This window comes from Staphylococcus piscifermentans (assembly GCF_900186985.1).
GTDB lineage: Bacteria > Bacillota > Bacilli > Staphylococcales > Staphylococcaceae > Staphylococcus > Staphylococcus piscifermentans.
This window is the reverse complement of sequence record NZ_LT906447.1, coordinates 1,015,425-1,032,147: the sequence shown is the minus strand read 5'-3', so window position 1 is coordinate 1,032,147 and position 16,723 is coordinate 1,015,425. Positions and strand designations below refer to the sequence as shown.

Here is a 16,723-nt window from a genome sequence, read left to right as displayed (position 1 = left end):
ATGTTTTCTGATAACCTGTTTTGCATTTGTTGAAATAACTTTATTTCAACTTTGATGTTGCCACGGATGTGTTGGGTAATGTATGCATGATCTCTAAGCGTGATTTGGTTTTCTTAATGTTGACACCGAGCGAAGACAATAATTGAACGACATTACGTAATTTATCTGTATTCTTATTCATTATGTTCACCCCATCTTCAAATTACTTATATATAAGTTACTTTTATTCTACCCTAAAAAATATTCATTTACTACATTATTTTTGTAAATTTTTCTGGTATTTAACTTTTTGAAGACGTAAAGCATTGAGTACTACAGATACTGAACTGAATGCCATAGCTGTTCCTGCAATCCAAGGCGCGAGCAAACCAAATGCTGCTACTGGAATGCCAATTGCATTATAGCAGAATGCAAAGAATAGATTTTCTTTAATATTTTTCAATGTTTTCTTACTCATATCTAGCGCTGTATCTACTTTCTGAATATCTCCGCCGACAATCATAATGTCGCCCGCTTCTATCGCAATATCTGATCCCGTACCCATAGCGACCCCGATATTACTTTTAGCTAACGCTGGGGCATCATTAATACCATCACCTACCATCATGACGTTCTTACCTTCATCTTGTAATTGGCCAATTTGGTTAGATTTATCATCTGGTTTAACGCCGGCAATAACATGTGATATTCCTAATTCTTTCGCAATTGATTCAGCTGTTGTCTGTGTATCTCCGCTCAACATAATGATTTCGTATTCATCACGCAAACGATAAATTAATTCTTTGGCTGCTGCTTTAGGTTCATCGCGTAATGTAACCATACCCGCAAACTGCTTGTCTATTGCCGCTAATACAACAGTAGCACCTTGATGCTGGATGGTTTGAATATCTTGTTCAAGCGCATCGTCCCATTCTTCTAACACCGGTTTAATAAAGCTAATAGAGCCGATTTTAATACTTTGTCCATTAATTTCCCCGCTGATACCGTTACCTGCGTGAGTTTGATAATTCTCTACAGGAAGTGCAGCTGTATCTGCATAGTATTCAGTAACAGCTTGTGAAAGCGGATGTTCTGATTGCTGTTCTAAGCTCTTCATCAATACACCAAGTTGCTGGTTATCTGTATTATCTATCACTTTATAAACGCTTGGATGACCTTCTGTTAAAGTGCCTGTCTTATCAAATACAATCGTATCGACGTTTTGCGTTTGTTCTAATGCTTCAGATGATTTAAATAATACACCAAGCTCAGCTGCACGTCCTGAACCTGCCATTATTGAAGTAGGCGTCGCTAAACCGAGTGCACATGGACAAGCAATAACAATTACTGCGATGAAAACTTCCAGACTTGATTGGAAATTAAGTGGTGTTACTAAACCGAACCAAATAATAAATACAACTAACGCAATCATTAAAACGGTCGGCACAAATATTCCTGATATCTTATCTGCTAAGCGTTGAATATTAGGTTTTTCGCCTTGGGCCTCTTCCACAATGCGAATAATTTGATTTAATACCAAATCATCTCCTGTTTCTGTCACTTTTACTTTAATAAAGTTGCCGTGATTCAACGTAGCACCGATGACCTTATCTCCTTCTTCTTTATCAACCGGAATACTTTCTCCTGTTAACATCGATTCATCTACACTGGTTTCACCTGCTATGATTTCGCCATCTAACGGAATATATTCGCCACTTTTAACGAGCAAGATATCTCCTTTTTTCACTTGGTCAACAGGTATTTCAACTGTTTCGCCATTCTTCTCTACACGTGCTTCTTTCACTTGCAATGATAATAATTTATTAATTGCATCACTCGCATGACCTTTAGCTTTAGCTTCAAAATATTTACCTAATAATATGAGCGTAATGAGCACTGCACTCGTTTCAAAATAAAGAGGAATATGATGTTCTCCATAATGAACTATAGCTAAATAAATACTATAGAAGTAAGCAGCTGAAGTACCTAATGCAACAAGTACATCCATATTTGCACTTTTATTTCTTAAAGCACCATAAGCACCTTTATAGAACTGCCAGCCCAAAATAAATTGGACAGGTGTCGCTAAAATAAATTGAAATATTGGATGCATCATGAAATGAGGAAGCGGCAGAAAACTCAAAAAGCTGAAATGGCCTACCATGGTATAAATCAACGGCAAGGATAAAATTAATGCAATAATAAATTTATATTTCTGCTTATCTAATTCCTTTTTCTTTCTCTGTTGGGTTTCTTCAGGCGTTTCAATCGCAATTGGTTCATAACCCAAATTCTTTACTTTTTCAAAAATTTCATTAAGATCAATATCTTGATTGTCAAAGTCCACTGCTGCTTTTTCAGTTACTAGATTAACGTTTGCACTTTCTACGCCTTCCGTTCTATTCAACACACGTTCAATTCTTGCTGAACATGCAGCACAAGTCATGCCTGAAATTTTAAATTCAGCCTTTTCCATATATTTCACTCCTATACCCTATTAAGGTATATTTTTTCTAAAAATAAGGGAGTGGTCAGAAATAAAAAATTTATTTCGGCATCCACTCCAGCTAAGCTATCTGAAATAGAAAACGTATTAGACAAATACATTTCCTAATTCAAATTATTTTACAACATCGTAACCTGCATCATAAATTGCTTTTTCAACTTCGGATAATACTTGGTCTTCATCATTGAATTTCACATCAACAGTATCATTATCAGGAGTAGCATTGACGCTTTCTACCCCATCGATTTTACCGACTGCTGATTCTACCGCTGCTTTACAATGTTCACAACTCATACCTTCAACTTTTAATTGTTTCTCTTCCATTTATAAACACTCCTTTAATTTAATATTTGATAGCCTGCATCATAAATTTCTTTTTCAAGATTATTTAAATTGACAGGTGTTTCATAACTAATACGGATTTCATTGGAATCCATATCTACTTGTACCGCAGAAACGCCAGTCATTTCACTAAGATGTTGATGTAATTTATGTTGTGCTTCTTCAGTTTCTAAACCATCAATTTTTATCACACTATTTTGCATGACAACCTCCATCTAATCTTTAATCAATTTTTGTACGGTTACTAATAATTCTTCCATCGCTTCCTCTGCATGTCCATCATCTACTTTATGCATAATACAGCCTTTCATATGATGATCGAGCAGCTTAACTGCCACACTATTCAATGCTGAACGTGTAGCACGTATTTGCGTGAGTACATCATCACAATAAACATCTTCGTCAATCATCCGATTAATTGCTCTTACTTGTCCTTCAATACGATTGAGACGTGCTTTTAAGTTAGATTTAATTTGTTCAGAATGATGCGCTTTATCATTTTCAGTCATCTTTAAACCTCCGTCCCGATTACTTTCAATACTATAATATACCCTACCGAGGTATACGTCAAACTATACCTATTCCGATTTAGCTGTGTTACAATTAAAAGCATTAATACCAATATTAACCGGGTAGAAACTCGTTGTTGATGGACAATATGGAGGTTCAGAACATGTATTATCTCGACATGCTGTTACAGCAAACTAACCTGGTTTTCAATATTATATTAATTGCATTATTTATTTTGAACTTATTTTTCAGTTTTACAATTGTGTTTTTAGAACGCAGATCACCTGGGTCTATATGGGCTTGGTTGCTCGTTTTAGCATTTCTGCCTATTATAGGCTTCATCGTTTATCTTCTTTTTGGCCGACAAATCCAACGAGAACATATATTCAAAGTCAATGAAGAAGATAAAACAGGTTTAGAAATGATTGTGCAAGAACAAGCTGAAGCATTAAAAAATGATGAATTTTCAAAAGGGAATCATGTCATTGTAAAATATAAATCCATGGTTCAGATGTTGCTTTACAATAACTCAGCTTTCTTAACAACTGATAATGCACTGACCATTTATAACGATGGCAAGGAAAAGTTCGATGCTTTAATTCAAGATATTGAAAACGCTCAAGATTATATTCATATTGAATATTACATTTTTCGTAACGACACCTTAGGCAAACGCATACTGCAAGCACTTGAAGATAAGTTAGAAGAAGGACTCGAAGTCAAAATGCTCTATGACGACATGGGATCCAGAAGTTTAACTTTAAAGGATTTTGATGACTTCAGAAAAAAAGGCGGGCAAGTAGAATCCTTCTTTCCTTCTAAGTTACCTTTGATCAACTTTCGGCTTAATTACCGTAACCACCGGAAAATCGTAGTGATTGATGGAGTAATCGGTTATGTCGGCGGTTTCAATGTCGGAAATGAATATTTAGGCTTATCTAAAAAGTTCGGCTATTGGCGAGATACACATCTGCGTATTGTCGGAGATGCCGTAAATGCCTTACAACTTCGTTTCATTTTAGACTGGAATTCTCAAGCCAAACGACATAATATTGCTTATTCTGATCGTTATTTCCCTGATATCGATACTGGAGAATCTACAGGGATACAAATTGCATCCAGTGGTCCTGATGAGGATTGGGAACAAATTAAATATGGCTATTTAAAAATGATTACTTCAGCTAAAAGATATATTAAAATCCAAACACCTTATTTTATTCCTGACCAAGCATTCTTAGATGCTGTATCAATTGCTGCATTAGGCGGCGTAGATGTTACGATTATGGTTCCTTGTAAACCGGATCATCCATTTGTTTATTGGGCAACGCAAAAGAATGTGGCATCATTACTCGCATCAGGCGTTAAAATTTATCACTATGAAAACGGCTTCTTACATTCTAAGATGATGGTCATTGATGATGAAGTCGCAAGTGTCGGAACTACAAATATGGATCATCGTAGTTTCACGTTGAATTTTGAAGTGAATGCTTTTATCTATGATCAATCTACAGCAATACAATTGAGCGAGCAATTTAACGAAGATTTGAAACTAAGCAATGAATTTACTAAGGAAAAATATAAAAAACGCAGTTTATGGATAAAATTCAAAGAAGGTATTTCTTATCTGATTTCCCCTATTCTGTAAGTATATTAAGGAGTATGAGTTTTAGTGAATCAATATCAGCATATAAAAGAAGCAGAAAAATATATGAAAGCCCACCATAGCGAAGATGCTACAGGCCACGATATTCAACATGTCATGCGTGTGTTAAAAATGGCTTTATTTATTGCAGAGCAAGAAGGAAGCGGTAATCCGTATATCATTCAAATGGCCGCTCTATTACATGACACAGTAGACTCTAAACTGACAGATGAAGATAAAGCTTATGAGAAGCTCGACCATTTCTTAGATCAGATAGATGTAGATAACCAAATGAAACATAAAATTTTAGAAATCATAAAATATATGAGTTATCGTAATGGTGCTAATAATGATAGAACTATGTCTCAAGAAGGATACATTGTGAGAGACGCTGACCGCTTAGATGCTATCGGAGCTATTGGTATCGCAAGAACGTTCCAATTTTCCGGCCATTTTAATGAGCCGATGTGGTCAGGAGAAATTCCAGATAGTCTTTCAAGCGATTGTGATTTAGAGGATCACTCTCCTTCGGCTATTAAACATTTCTATGACAAGCTATTTAAATTAAAAGATTTAATGCACACTGAAACAGCGCAATCCATTGCTCAAGAACGTCATCAATTTATGGAATATTTCGTAGCACAATTCTTTAAAGAATGGGATTTTATGAATTAAAAAAAGACTGGAAACTTAGTCGTCTATAGCGATTTAGCTATGATGACAGGTTTCCAGTCTTTTTATTATTACTTTAAGTTTTGGGCCATAATAATATCTGTTTGAATTTCGTCTCCCATTTTAAATTCGTGCTCTGTAACTTTTTTAAATCCGAAGTGTTCATAGAATTTGATTGCATTTTCATTTTTCTCCCAAACTCCAAGCCAAATGCTTTGTTTTCCTTCTTCCACAGCAAAGTTAATTGCAAAGTTCATGAGCTTTTTACCATAACCGTGATGTTGGTAATTCTTTAAAATATATAACCTTTCAACTTCTAATGCGTCAGAGGCAATATCTTCAGTTTGAGCTGCTCCAACATTTAATTTCAGATAGCCCACAATCTTATCATTATCATACAAAAAATAAAAATATGAATTAGGATGTTCGAGTTCACGTTGTAACTTATCATAGGTAAAAGCATTATTAAGATAATCTTTTAAATTATCCGGATGGTTCATTTCTCTAAATGTATCATCAAATGTTCTAAAGCTGATTGTCTGTAATTCTTTAATATCATCAGTTGTCACTCTTACAATTTTCATTTTCTGGACCCTCCTATATAAATTACCCTTTGATTTCTTATTCCCTGTTTTCAATTTAAATAAAGAAAAAACAGTCGCAACTTTTCGATTACAACTGATTTTCTTTACTCATATTTATTTTTTCTTTTTATTTTTCTTAGAAACGACTTGGGTATTTTTCGTTTTACCACTACCCGATTTGCCATGTTCTTTCTCATAAGCCGCAATCATTGGAGCAACTTCTTCCTTTGCCTTCTTAGAGTAATAACTATTTGCAATATATGTTTGAACTACTAAGAATGCGGCGCTGACTGACCAATATAGACCAAGTGCAGCAGCTGAACTTAATGAAACCCAAATAATCATGATTGGCGAAATAATCATCATCATGTAACTCATTTGTTTTTGCTCAGGCGGCATACTGAAAGTCGAAACATAAGCTTGTATAAAATAAAGCACACCGGCAATAACCGTAATCCAAATATCTGGTTTGGATAAATTGAACCATAAGAAATGAGAATGCTCTGTGATTCCTCCTGGTGAAGGATATTTCAATACAAAGAATAGGCCCATAATAATCGGCATTTGAATCAACATCGGCAAGCAGCCTAACATGCTCTGCATCGGATTCATATCATATTTCTTGTAAACTTCCATCATTTCTTGGTTAGCTGCCATTTTATCTTCTTGTGTACGCGCGCGTTGCACTTTCTCTTTAACCGCATCCATATCCGGTTTGGCGATAATCATTTTTTCACGCATCATGTGGCTATTCTTGTAGTTTGATAACATAAACGGCAATACTATGATACGAATAGCAAGTACTAACACAATAATCGCTAATCCATAATCATTATTAAAATGAGACCCTAGCCAATGAATTATGTTATCCATGTTTTTTACAAACGTATTATAAAAGAAGCCTGTTCGATTCTCAGGTTTAGAGTAATCACAACCAGCAAGAAAAACCATAATCCCTAAAAGCAAAGGCAATAATGCTTTTTTCTTCATTTTTCCACCTCTATTGGTATTATTCACATAAAGATAATTTTACCATATCCCAATAGCAGTAGAAAACAAAAAATATGTGAAATCCTTAACTATTTAAAATATTGTAAGAAATTTTGTACGGTTTCTGTAACGTTAGAACTTCTTGCAATGGCTGAAATGACAGACACCCCATTAGCGGAAGTATCAGCAACTTCTTGTACATTATCTAAAGAAATGCCACCGATAGCTACAATCGGTAAAGCGCCGACTTTACTACGCAGCGTTTCAATCATTCCGGGACCTACAGGTGCACTGGCATCGTTTTTAGAAGGCGTGCTGAAAATTGGACCTACACCTATATAGTCCACATGTGTCAGATCCGATTGTTCTAATTCTTCTAAGTTGCCGACACTTAAACCAATTATTTTACCATTAAAGCGCTTAATGAAAGCGTCTACCGCTTCATCATCTTGTCCTACATGCACGCCATCTGCATTGATTGCTTCAGCTAATTCAACATCGTCATTCACAATAAAGGGTACATCATAAGCTCTGCACAGTTCTTGCAGTTCTTCAGCCAAAGCTACTTTCTCTTTTCCAGTTTTTGCACCTGGGCCTTTTTCACGAAATTGAAATAGCGTAATACCGCCCTCAAGTGCTTCTGTCAAAACTTCTTTAATTGTTCGTCCCTCAGGTATATCTTGAGTTCCGCAAATAAAATAGACCTTTAAATCATCTGCTTTAAACACTTATTCCACCTCTTCAACATGACGGTTTTCGTTCACAGCATCTGCGTCAATACGATAAAGCGCGTCAATAAAGTGCGTTAAGAAAGTACCTGGACCTTTACTGTCACTTAATTGTTCTGCACGTTCAGCCGCAATATTATATACAGAGACCGCTTCAACCAACGTTTCAATTGAAGGATGTGTGTCACGGAACAAGAAGGCACCTACAACTGCACCTAATAAGCAGCCTGCCCCTGTAGTCTTAGCAAGAAAATGAGAACCATTTTCCAATTTAACAACCTTGTCATCTTGGACGATAACATCCGTTTCTCCAGTTAAGATAATCGCCGTTTGATATTCTTGATAAGCTTTCTTAGCAATTTCTACGATGTCGAGATTATCAGCGCTATCTGTACCTTTCATAGTTGCTGAATCATCAATTAATGCCAATATTTCTGAAGCATTTCCTTTTATAACAGTCGGTTTGACTTGCTTTAAAAAGTATTTACAGAAATCTTTACGATACTGTGACGCCCCTACTGCCACTGGGTCAAAAACTAAAGGTGTATCTGTTTCATTGGCAATCTTGCCGTTAGTCAACATCGCATGCTCATGATCTTTAGTTAAAGTACCAATATTGATTAAGACACTGCCTGCTACCGGGTAAAAATCCTTTGCCTCTTGAGGCGCTTCACTCATTGCGGGACTCGCACCTAAACTTAATAAACCATTAGCTGAAAAGTTCTTAACGACATCATTGGTATAACAAATTACTAACGGGTGTTCTGATCTGATTTGATTTAATACATTACTCATCATCTAGTCCTACTTTCTTCATATACGCGAAATGGTTCACAGGTCCTCTGCCTTGGCCGATTTCCGGTGTATATTTAATACTTAAAGCAATAAAATCTTTAGCCTTTTTAACTGCTTCATAAATTGTTTTGCCTTTTGCTAATTCAGCTGTAATAACCGCTGAGAAGGTACAACCAGTTCCATGTGTGTGTTTAGTCTCATAACGTTCACTTTCGAAAACTTCTAACCCCTCTTTTGTAAAAAGGTAATCCTTCGCAATGGCTTTATCCTCAATGTGTCCGCCTTTAATAACTACACCTTTACAGCCGATATCGTTAATAAAGATATCTCCAGCTTTTTTAATTGCATCTTCAGTATCTAGTTTGAAACCTACTATTTCTTCAGCTTCTGGTAAATTCGGTGTAGCCACATCAGCTAACGGCAACAAGATTTCTTGCAATGCATGTTTACCTGCATCATCCATTAAAGAATCGCCGCTTTTAGCAAGCATAACTGGATCGATAACATAAGGAATTTCTGGATGCTTTTTTAAATACTCTCGAATCAATTCCATCATTTCTTTTGTTGCAATCATTCCTGTCTTAATTGCTTGAGGTAATTCATCATCAAACACACTATCTAGCTGTTCTTTAATCCATGATACCTCTAAATTATGAATATGTTGAACGCCTTTGGTATTTTGCGCCACAATACTGGTAATTGCGGCCATTCCATATACACCACATGCATGAAATGATTTCAAATCGGCCATTACTCCTGCGCCGCCTGTAGGATCTGTACCTGCAATCGTTAAAGCTATTTTAGGTTTATTCATACTCTTTCTCCTCCAAATTGCCATTTTTCACTTGTATAAGCCATATTGAAAAAGTTCAATTCGTGAACTGTACTTTGTAAATAATTTTCTCTTACTTCGTTTTTCTCTGCTTCTGACATATGAGCAATGAGTTGGTTCATTAAATCATCTAATACTTCTATTAATGGGTCCATTTCGGTATTATAAAACTCAAACCATTTTGCTAAAATGGAATCTTTATTTAGTTCTGGATCTTTCATAGCACGTTTGGCAATCATTGCGTATACGTAAGGACAAGGTGCCATTGCGGCAATCGCGTACGCAGCATTTTCATGCGCATAAACGTTATAGTACATATGCTTAATATAATGATCACCACTTGGAGGCCAAACCTTTTTTTGAACGATTTCGTTGTAATTCTCACCAATATAATCAGCCATAAATTCATGTGCTTCTACTTCGCCATTCACAATAAATTGAATTTGATCAACTAGAAAGCGTACGCTGCTTAAATCTGGCATTTTAGGGATTAATAGTGCGTAGATATTCGCAAACTCTCTTAAATAAGACGCATCAGCACGTAAATATTGACGTAATGCTTCTTTCTCAATATTTCCTTTTAATAATTCTTGAATGAAATGGTCTTGATAAATTTCATCAATAATAGGTTGTGCGTCTCTTTCTAATGATTCAGCAAAATTCATTTCTAAATCCTCCCAATAAAAAACTGCAAACCTTCGCAGGAATGCAGTAAAATATTTAGAATCTTTATTCTTAATATACTACTTTCCTACGTTGGTACGAACCAAATCAGGTTATAAGGGTCTAGTACAACTATCTCAGCCATAAGGCGCCCCTAGCAGTTTTATATAATTTAATGTTTAATACAGTTTAAATGTATCAAACCCCTTAGTGTTATGCAATATTAAAGAATTGAAAAAGAAAAAGCCGAGACAAAAGTCCCGACTGTAGTTTAAATATTAATATGCCCAGTGGCCTGCACCGTTACCATTATCCCATAAAGTTAACGCTGCTTGGTCTTGAATATGTTCTGGAGCACTAGCTGGGTTAACACCTCTCCAACCTGCTGGCGCTACTGCATCCCATGTAGTTTGTAAGAATTGATATTTACCTGCTGCGCCTGAATAAGGGTTAACAGCATGGATATCACCACGTGATTCACGGTATACAATTGATTGTAATGCTGCAGGAATGTTGCTAGATCCGCCTGAATATGATTGAGTTGGTGCACTATAACTTGTTGATTGTGTGTTATAGCTGTAATTTGAATTATTGTTATAAGATTGTGATTGTTGATTTGTTACCGGAGCTGCTTGTTGTTGAACTGGTGCTGCTTGACTAGTAGTTACGTGATTTGGTTGCTGAACAGTTCCAGCTGCTGCATAACTCCATTCCCAGTGTGTACCATTTGATTCAAAATGGAAGTCATAACCTTTGTATTCGAAATTAAATTCATAAGCACCCGCTTGTACTGGATGTTGATTTAATTCTGCAGGATTATTTAATGCAGTTTCCGCTAATTTAGTTTGTTCTGTTGTATTTAACTCAGCTGCATCAGCGTTATGTGATGCTACTCCTGTTGCTAAAAATGCCGCTGCCGCTACTGATGATGTTACTAATAGTTTCTTCATTTAATAAAAATCCTCCTATAAGGTAAAAACTTTATATGATTAATTTGCTATATTTATAATACCATCTAATAGGATAACATAGGTTACAACAATATAAATAGTTTGTTTCATAAGTTACATATGTATTACAAAAAAGCGGATTCTGTCCTTAAAATAAGAACGGAGTCCGCTTTTTGGATGTAAATTATTTAATTAAATTTATTGATTACAGCGTTATCGGCTTACCACCAACCATGAGATGCACGGAAAGCAGTCGCACTTGCAAGAGAACCATAACGAGAGTTTGCATAGTTAATCATGCCTTTAGTTTGAGCTGCTACTGATCCAGTTCCCCAACCTTCTTTAGTTTGACCTAAGCCTCGATATCCTAATTCGTTTACTGCATTAGGGTTACCGCCTGATTCAGGCATTACAATTGTATTCCACATATCTTCAGTTCCACCTGCAGCTAAGAATTGAGCTTTAGTTGATCCGCCAGTTGAAACTGCTGAAGTGTTATAGCTGCGAGCTGGTGCACTGTAGCTTTGTTGTACAGGAGCACTGTAATTGCTGTAGCTAGTAGTTGATTGAGTTTGGTATGTTTGTTGTGCTACTGGAGCTGATTGTTGTTGAACTGGTGCTGCTTGTGTAGTTGTTGCTTGAGTTGGTTGTGCTGATCCACCATTTGATCCAGTATAACTCCAGCTGAAGTTTGATCCATCTGATTCAAAGTGGAATTCGTTACCATTATATACGAAGTCTATGTTATAAGCGCCTGCTTGTACTGGTGCTTGGTTTAATTGTTGTGGGTTATTTAAAGCTGTTTCAGCTAATTGTTGTTCTGATTGGCTTACTTCTGCTGCATGAGCGTTATGTGAAGCTGCTCCTGTTGCTAAGAATGCGGCAGTGGCTACTGATGATGCTACTAATAATTTTTTCATTTTGAAATAAATCCTCCTATAAGGTAAAAAGTTTATATGATTAATTTGCTGTATTCATAATAGCACCAAAAAACTTATCATAGGTTACAACAATATAAATAGTATGTATCAAATTTTACATGAATATTACAATGAAAAAGCGGACTACCATTCATAGAATGATAATCCGCTAACAAATTTATTGGTATTTCAAAATATAAATATCTCTAAATTATGCAGTTACCCATTGGCTTGGACCAGCTGTGTCATATAATTTTTGAGCTGCTGCATCTTGTACTGCTTCTGGAGCTTCAGCTGCTGGTCTACCTTGATATTCTGCAGGAGCTACTGAATCCCAAGTAGTTTGTAAGAATTGGAATTTACCTGAAGCGCCTGATGATGGATTAGTTGCATGAATGTCGCCACCTGATTCACGTTGAGCAATTGCTTGTAAGTGGCTGTTGATACTGCTTGAACCAGAATCAGCTGATTGTTGCGCTGGAGCTGATTGTTGTGCTGGTTGTTGAGTTTGTGCTTGAGCTGGTTGTTGAGTTTGCTCTTGTGCTGGTGCTTGTTGTTGTGTAGTTTCTTGAGCTGGTTGTTGTTGAGTTGATTGTTGTGCTGGTTGTTGAGTTTGTTCTTGTGCTGGTGCTTGTTGAGCTGCTGGCGCTTGTTGTTGTGTAGTTTGTTGTGCTGGCGCTTGTTGAGCTGCACCGTTTGCATTATAACTCCAGCTCCAGTTAGTACCATCTGAGTTAAAGTTGAAATTGTAACCAGAGTTGTCAAAACCGATATTATAAGCGCCTTCTTGTACAGGTGCTTGGTTTAATTGTTGTGGATTGTTTAAAGCTGTTTGAGCTAAGTGATCTTGATTTACATTGTTATCTTCGGCTGCATGTGCGTTCGCGCCTACTCCTACTGCAAATAATGCTGCTGATGCTGATGAAGCTACTAATAATTTTTTCATTTCAAAAAATCCTCCTATAAGGTAATTGTTTTTTCGTGTGATTAATATCATCAATTTGCAGTTATAACTATATCATCTGAAAACAGGGTGCAGGTTACAGCGAAATAAAAAAAACAGGTGCTCTTTTACGCTTAAATTACGCATTTCTAATTTAATTAGGTAGCTAACGGTATGTATATAGACTTTCATGACAGTGTTCAATAGCAGAAATAACTTTGTAACTATGTAATATACATGTAATTATTCAGATAATTGAATTGTGATTTAGATTAATTTTACACCCAAAATCCCTTCTCGATTTATTGGATTTGCTATGTCAATTCCTAAATAATTACGAAATGAGGCTAAGACATAATATAATTGTCTCAACCTCACTATAAAGGGACAGCTATTAGAATATAAAATAGCTTTAGTGGGGTGTAAGGGGCTAAGAAAAAATAGTTTCACTAAAAAATTATTTCTGTTCCGCTCCCTCACCCTAAATGAGTATTTTTTATAAATTGAGAATTAGAAAGAATGAATGATTGTAATTGAAAATATCTACAATGAGATTTAGAAAGAACTACACATGAATAAGTGAATATGTTTAGAGTTTGTGCTTAAGAATTTGGGATAATTCATTTAGATAGGATGGTGCTATTGGTTTTGTGTATGAGGATTTTGAGTGGCAGTGGATAACTGATTTTCTTGTAAGGCAGGGCTTCCTTCTAAGTTATCAGCTATGTTTGAGTAATTTGAAGTGGAATTTTCATTAGAGTTGGGACTCGATATGAACTTAATAGTTTCAACCACAAGTTCAGTCATAAAATGAGTTTGCTTATCTTTTTCATATTTATATGAACGCATATGTCCTGTTATTCCTACTAGCGATCCTTTTTTAGTGTATTTAGCTATATTTTTTGCTGTTTTACCGAAAGCTTTACAAAAGATATAGTCAACTGCTTGTTGATTCTGACCTTGGTAACTATAATTTCTTTCAGTTGCTACACTAAAACTGGCAATATCACTATCCTCCTTTTCTGCTAGTTGAGGATTACGGGTTAGACGTCCAACAATGACGATTTTGTTTAACAAAGTTTCACCTCCTATGCTTAATATCATATTCACTTTCCTTTAAATAGTCAAAGCACGAAAATTAAATAATTAAAGGGTATTAATACTCATTTTTTACATATCGACTGAAATTTTTGGAGTTTTTGAGCTATACTAGTATTAGTATTTTAATTTTTTGCAGAATTTAAAAAAGATTGGAGTGACTTCCTAATGAAAACATTTAAAGCAGTCAGATTCCAAATTGTCACTGAAAATGGCGGAGTAATTGAATACGAGCTCTATGATGGTGTAATTATTAATAAAGAACAAAGTGGCACTGGCTGGTTATTAGAAATCGTTATTTCTGATAACCACTACGACATGATGAAAGAATATATGGACAATGAAGCTTTACTTGATATTCGTGTAGTCATTACCCGACCATCTAATGATCCTGCACTCTTTGATGCCACAATTAAAAATATCTCTTTATATGAAAATGAAAAAATGTCCGTCATCTTTGATTGTCATGTCTATACACTCAGACAAGTCTATGCTGAAAATTTGTTAGCACAACTTGTAGATGAAGGCTTAGAAGGCGAAGAATTGAAAAAATCATTTAATAGAATGATGCAATCTAAACCGCGCCTTAAAGACGAACGTAAAGAAGAATAGAAAAAGAGCGTTATACTTATCATTTTTTAATGAAAGTATAACGCTCTTTTTTATACGTCTTGAATTGCAAAAGTTAATTCACAACTACAAGCAAGTTGGCCATCAACTGTGGCTTTAGCTGTTCCTTTGCCGATTGGTCCACGCATTTTAGTGATTTCTACTTCTAAAGTTAATGTATCACCAGGTGTCACTTGTCTCTTAAAGCGACATTTGTCAATTCCTGCAAATAAAGCAATTTTACCTTTATTCTGTTCACTGTTCAATAATGCAACAGCACCTGTTTGTGCAAGTGCTTCTGTAATTAAAACACCAGGCATTACTGCATAATCAGGAAAATGACCTTGGAAAAATGGTTCATTCCCAGAAACTTGTTTGATTGCAACGCAACGTTGTCCTTCTTCATATTCAACTACTCTATCAATGAGTAAAAATGGTTGTCTATGAGGGATAATTTCTTTAATTTGATTATAGTCAAAAATAGTTTCCATGTCTTAACCTGCTACTAAAAACATATTCAAATGTTATTAGAGAATTTCTCTTTTCAATGAGGTTGATTTCATTTGAAATCAGGTCTATGAACCTCTCCCAGAGCGTTACTTCCGATGTATCCCACCGTAGTTTGAAACTTTATCCATACATTTAAATTGTGTGATAACCTTTTAGCAGTTTTCCTTTCATTGTTTTATTACACTATCACGGTGTAATCTGCTGCTTGTTTCAAATTAATACTGGCATTGATATCTCTGTCTTTAATCATTCCGCAATGATTACAATGATACGTTCTTTGATTCAAAGGCATAGGTTGTATGTGACCGCAATCAGAACATATTCGGCTGGATGGATAAAATCTGTCGACTTGGCGTAATTCAATGCCGTAATCTCGACATTTGATTTTCAACCATTCAACAATGTAACCGAGTCCGATCTGTTGAAAACTGTTGGCCAATCTTTTGTTTCTCATCATGCCCTTGATGTTTAAATTTTCAATCGTAATAAATTGCGGATTTGTACGGAGAATAGAGAATATGCCTTTGCGTTTGATATCTTTTTTAATATTTTTAATACGTCGGTATAATTTTTGCACTTTCAACAACTGTTTATACCAATTATGAGAACCTTTTTTCTTTCTGGATAATTTTCGCTGCTGTCTTTTCAAAGATTTATCAAGTTTGATGATAGTTTGATTCGTCTTGAAGCTTCTGATTTTTACACCGGAGGGTGTGAATACAGCTTCTTTCAATCCTAGATCAATACCGATTCCGTCTGTCTGTTTCGGTTTAAAAATAGGGAGAGGCGGTTGATCAACTAATACCGACACATAATATCTGTCATATTCTTTAACAATGGTGGCAGATTTTATATTATTTGTGGGGATGTAACCTCTTTCTTTTAATTTAATCCATCCCAGCTTTGGCAATTGGATGCGATGTCGTTGTACATGAATGGTACCAATCAAATAATAGCTTCCGATACCTGATTTCTTTTTGAACTTCGGATAACCTTGCTTATTTTTGAAAAATGTCTGATAAGCACGATGTGCATTCATAATGGATTGTTTGACAGCTTTGCTGGCACTTTGTTTAACCCAATGTTTATCCGGATGGCTTGGAAGATATACATTGTTCATCCATTTGCTGAAGGCAAAACCATTCATATATGATTGCCCGATTTTATATAAATTTTGATTAGTCTCGATAAATTTGTTGTAAATCCAACGGCATGTGCCGATGGTTCGGTTTATGGTCTGACGTTGTTCAAAAGAAGGATTGATTTCGGTTTTATACGCTCTCAGCATATTCTGCCACCTTCTTTTTTCAATCGACCAAAATCATAGATACAACCGCTAAAAACATGGACAGTTACGGTGATGCATTAAAAATTCAAATTGATTTTGTAATGCATCAAGTTGTGATGGGTTTGTAATCCGAATGTATGCTGTATATTTACGATTAGATGG

The 16,723-nt window shown here is 35.6% G+C and carries 20 protein-coding genes and 1 riboswitch; of the genes, 3 read left to right on the top strand and 17 right to left on the bottom strand.

Annotation, left to right across the window (positions count from 1 at the left end; translation table 11 throughout):
* Positions 1-40: 40 nt before the first annotated feature.
* The 5 genes from CKV71_RS12745 to csoR form a co-directional block, all read right to left on the bottom strand.
* Positions 41-181 carry an Lmo0850 family protein gene (locus tag CKV71_RS12745; protein WP_095104330.1) on the bottom strand — a complete coding sequence of 47 codons (141 nt, stop codon included), beginning with the start codon at positions 179-181 and terminating at the stop codon, positions 41-43.
* A 75-nt stretch (positions 182-256) separates the two neighbouring features.
* Positions 257-2,455 (bottom strand): heavy metal translocating P-type ATPase, encoded by a 2,199-nt coding sequence (locus tag CKV71_RS04610; RefSeq protein ID WP_095104328.1) that lies wholly within the window; start codon positions 2,453-2,455, stop codon positions 257-259.
* A 144-nt stretch (positions 2,456-2,599) separates the two neighbouring features.
* A complete protein-coding gene (locus CKV71_RS04605) occupies positions 2,600-2,809 on the bottom strand; it encodes a copper ion binding protein (protein ID WP_095104326.1) in 210 nt (69 codons plus the stop codon).
* A gap of 14 nt (positions 2,810-2,823) precedes the next feature.
* Positions 2,824-3,030 (bottom strand): putative copper chaperone CsoZ, encoded by a 207-nt coding sequence (gene csoZ, locus CKV71_RS04600; RefSeq protein WP_095104324.1) that lies wholly within the window; start codon positions 3,028-3,030, stop codon positions 2,824-2,826.
* A 12-nt stretch (positions 3,031-3,042) separates the two neighbouring features.
* Positions 3,043-3,336 carry a copper-sensing transcriptional repressor CsoR gene (gene csoR, locus CKV71_RS04595; protein ID WP_095104322.1) on the bottom strand — a complete coding sequence of 98 codons (294 nt, stop codon included), beginning with the start codon at positions 3,334-3,336 and terminating at the stop codon, positions 3,043-3,045.
* A gap of 164 nt (positions 3,337-3,500) precedes the next feature.
* Between csoR and cls the strand changes: the two genes are divergently transcribed.
* On the top strand, positions 3,501-4,982 hold the full coding sequence (gene cls / locus CKV71_RS04590) for a cardiolipin synthase (protein WP_095104320.1): 1,482 nt from the start codon (positions 3,501-3,503) through the stop codon (positions 4,980-4,982).
* A gap of 24 nt (positions 4,983-5,006) precedes the next feature.
* Entirely contained in the window at positions 5,007-5,654 is a 648-nt protein-coding gene (locus CKV71_RS04585; RefSeq protein WP_095104314.1) for an HD domain-containing protein, read from the top strand.
* Between the two features lie 68 nt (positions 5,655-5,722).
* Here the strand turns inward: CKV71_RS04585 and CKV71_RS04580 are convergent, their stop codons facing one another.
* From CKV71_RS04580 to CKV71_RS04535, 10 genes are all read right to left on the bottom strand, one after another.
* Entirely contained in the window at positions 5,723-6,235 is a 513-nt protein-coding gene (locus CKV71_RS04580; protein WP_095104310.1) for a GNAT family N-acetyltransferase, read from the bottom strand.
* Between the two features lie 114 nt (positions 6,236-6,349).
* Positions 6,350-7,225, bottom strand: a complete 876-nt coding sequence (gene yidC, locus CKV71_RS04575) for a membrane protein insertase YidC (protein ID WP_095104308.1) — start codon at positions 7,223-7,225, stop codon at positions 6,350-6,352.
* A gap of 89 nt (positions 7,226-7,314) precedes the next feature.
* Positions 7,315-7,953, bottom strand: a complete 639-nt coding sequence (gene thiE, locus CKV71_RS04570; protein ID WP_095104307.1) for a thiamine phosphate synthase — start codon at positions 7,951-7,953, stop codon at positions 7,315-7,317.
* Entirely contained in the window at positions 7,954-8,748 is a 795-nt protein-coding gene (gene thiM, locus CKV71_RS04565; protein WP_095104302.1) for a hydroxyethylthiazole kinase, read from the bottom strand.
* Positions 8,741-9,562 carry a bifunctional hydroxymethylpyrimidine kinase/phosphomethylpyrimidine kinase gene (gene thiD / locus CKV71_RS04560; protein WP_095104298.1) on the bottom strand — a complete coding sequence of 274 codons (822 nt, stop codon included), beginning with the start codon at positions 9,560-9,562 and terminating at the stop codon, positions 8,741-8,743. Before thiD ends, thiM begins: the two co-directional genes overlap by 8 nt.
* Positions 9,559-10,245, bottom strand: a complete 687-nt coding sequence (gene tenA, locus CKV71_RS04555) for a thiaminase II (RefSeq protein ID WP_095104295.1) — start codon at positions 10,243-10,245, stop codon at positions 9,559-9,561. Before tenA ends, thiD begins: the two co-directional genes overlap by 4 nt.
* Before the next feature lie 66 nt (positions 10,246-10,311).
* Positions 10,312-10,409, bottom strand: a riboswitch (TPP riboswitch).
* A gap of 112 nt (positions 10,410-10,521) precedes the next feature.
* Positions 10,522-11,193, bottom strand: a complete 672-nt coding sequence (locus CKV71_RS04550) for a transglycosylase family protein (RefSeq protein WP_095104292.1) — start codon at positions 11,191-11,193, stop codon at positions 10,522-10,524.
* Between the two features lie 221 nt (positions 11,194-11,414).
* Positions 11,415-12,113 carry an aggregation-promoting factor C-terminal-like domain-containing protein gene (locus CKV71_RS04545; protein WP_095104290.1) on the bottom strand — a complete coding sequence of 233 codons (699 nt, stop codon included), beginning with the start codon at positions 12,111-12,113 and terminating at the stop codon, positions 11,415-11,417.
* Positions 12,114-12,324: 211 nt separating this feature from the next.
* Positions 12,325-13,059, bottom strand: a complete 735-nt coding sequence (locus tag CKV71_RS04540; RefSeq protein WP_095104288.1) for a transglycosylase family protein — start codon at positions 13,057-13,059, stop codon at positions 12,325-12,327.
* Between the two features lie 636 nt (positions 13,060-13,695).
* Positions 13,696-14,133, bottom strand: a complete 438-nt coding sequence (locus tag CKV71_RS04535) for a single-stranded DNA-binding protein (protein ID WP_095104286.1) — start codon at positions 14,131-14,133, stop codon at positions 13,696-13,698.
* Positions 14,134-14,322: 189 nt separating this feature from the next.
* Here CKV71_RS04535 and CKV71_RS04530 point away from each other — a divergent pair, with 189 nt between their 5' ends.
* A complete protein-coding gene (locus CKV71_RS04530; protein WP_095104284.1) occupies positions 14,323-14,766 on the top strand; it encodes a YwpF family protein in 444 nt (147 codons plus the stop codon).
* A 50-nt stretch (positions 14,767-14,816) separates the two neighbouring features.
* Here CKV71_RS04530 and fabZ read toward each other — a convergent pair whose 3' ends face one another.
* Positions 14,817-15,254, bottom strand: a complete 438-nt coding sequence (fabZ, locus tag CKV71_RS04525; RefSeq protein WP_095104282.1) for a 3-hydroxyacyl-ACP dehydratase FabZ — start codon at positions 15,252-15,254, stop codon at positions 14,817-14,819.
* A gap of 197 nt (positions 15,255-15,451) precedes the next feature.
* Positions 15,452-16,561 carry an RNA-guided endonuclease InsQ/TnpB family protein gene (locus CKV71_RS04520; protein WP_095104280.1) on the bottom strand — a complete coding sequence of 370 codons (1,110 nt, stop codon included), beginning with the start codon at positions 16,559-16,561 and terminating at the stop codon, positions 15,452-15,454.
* Between the last annotated feature and the right edge of the window lie 162 nt (positions 16,562-16,723).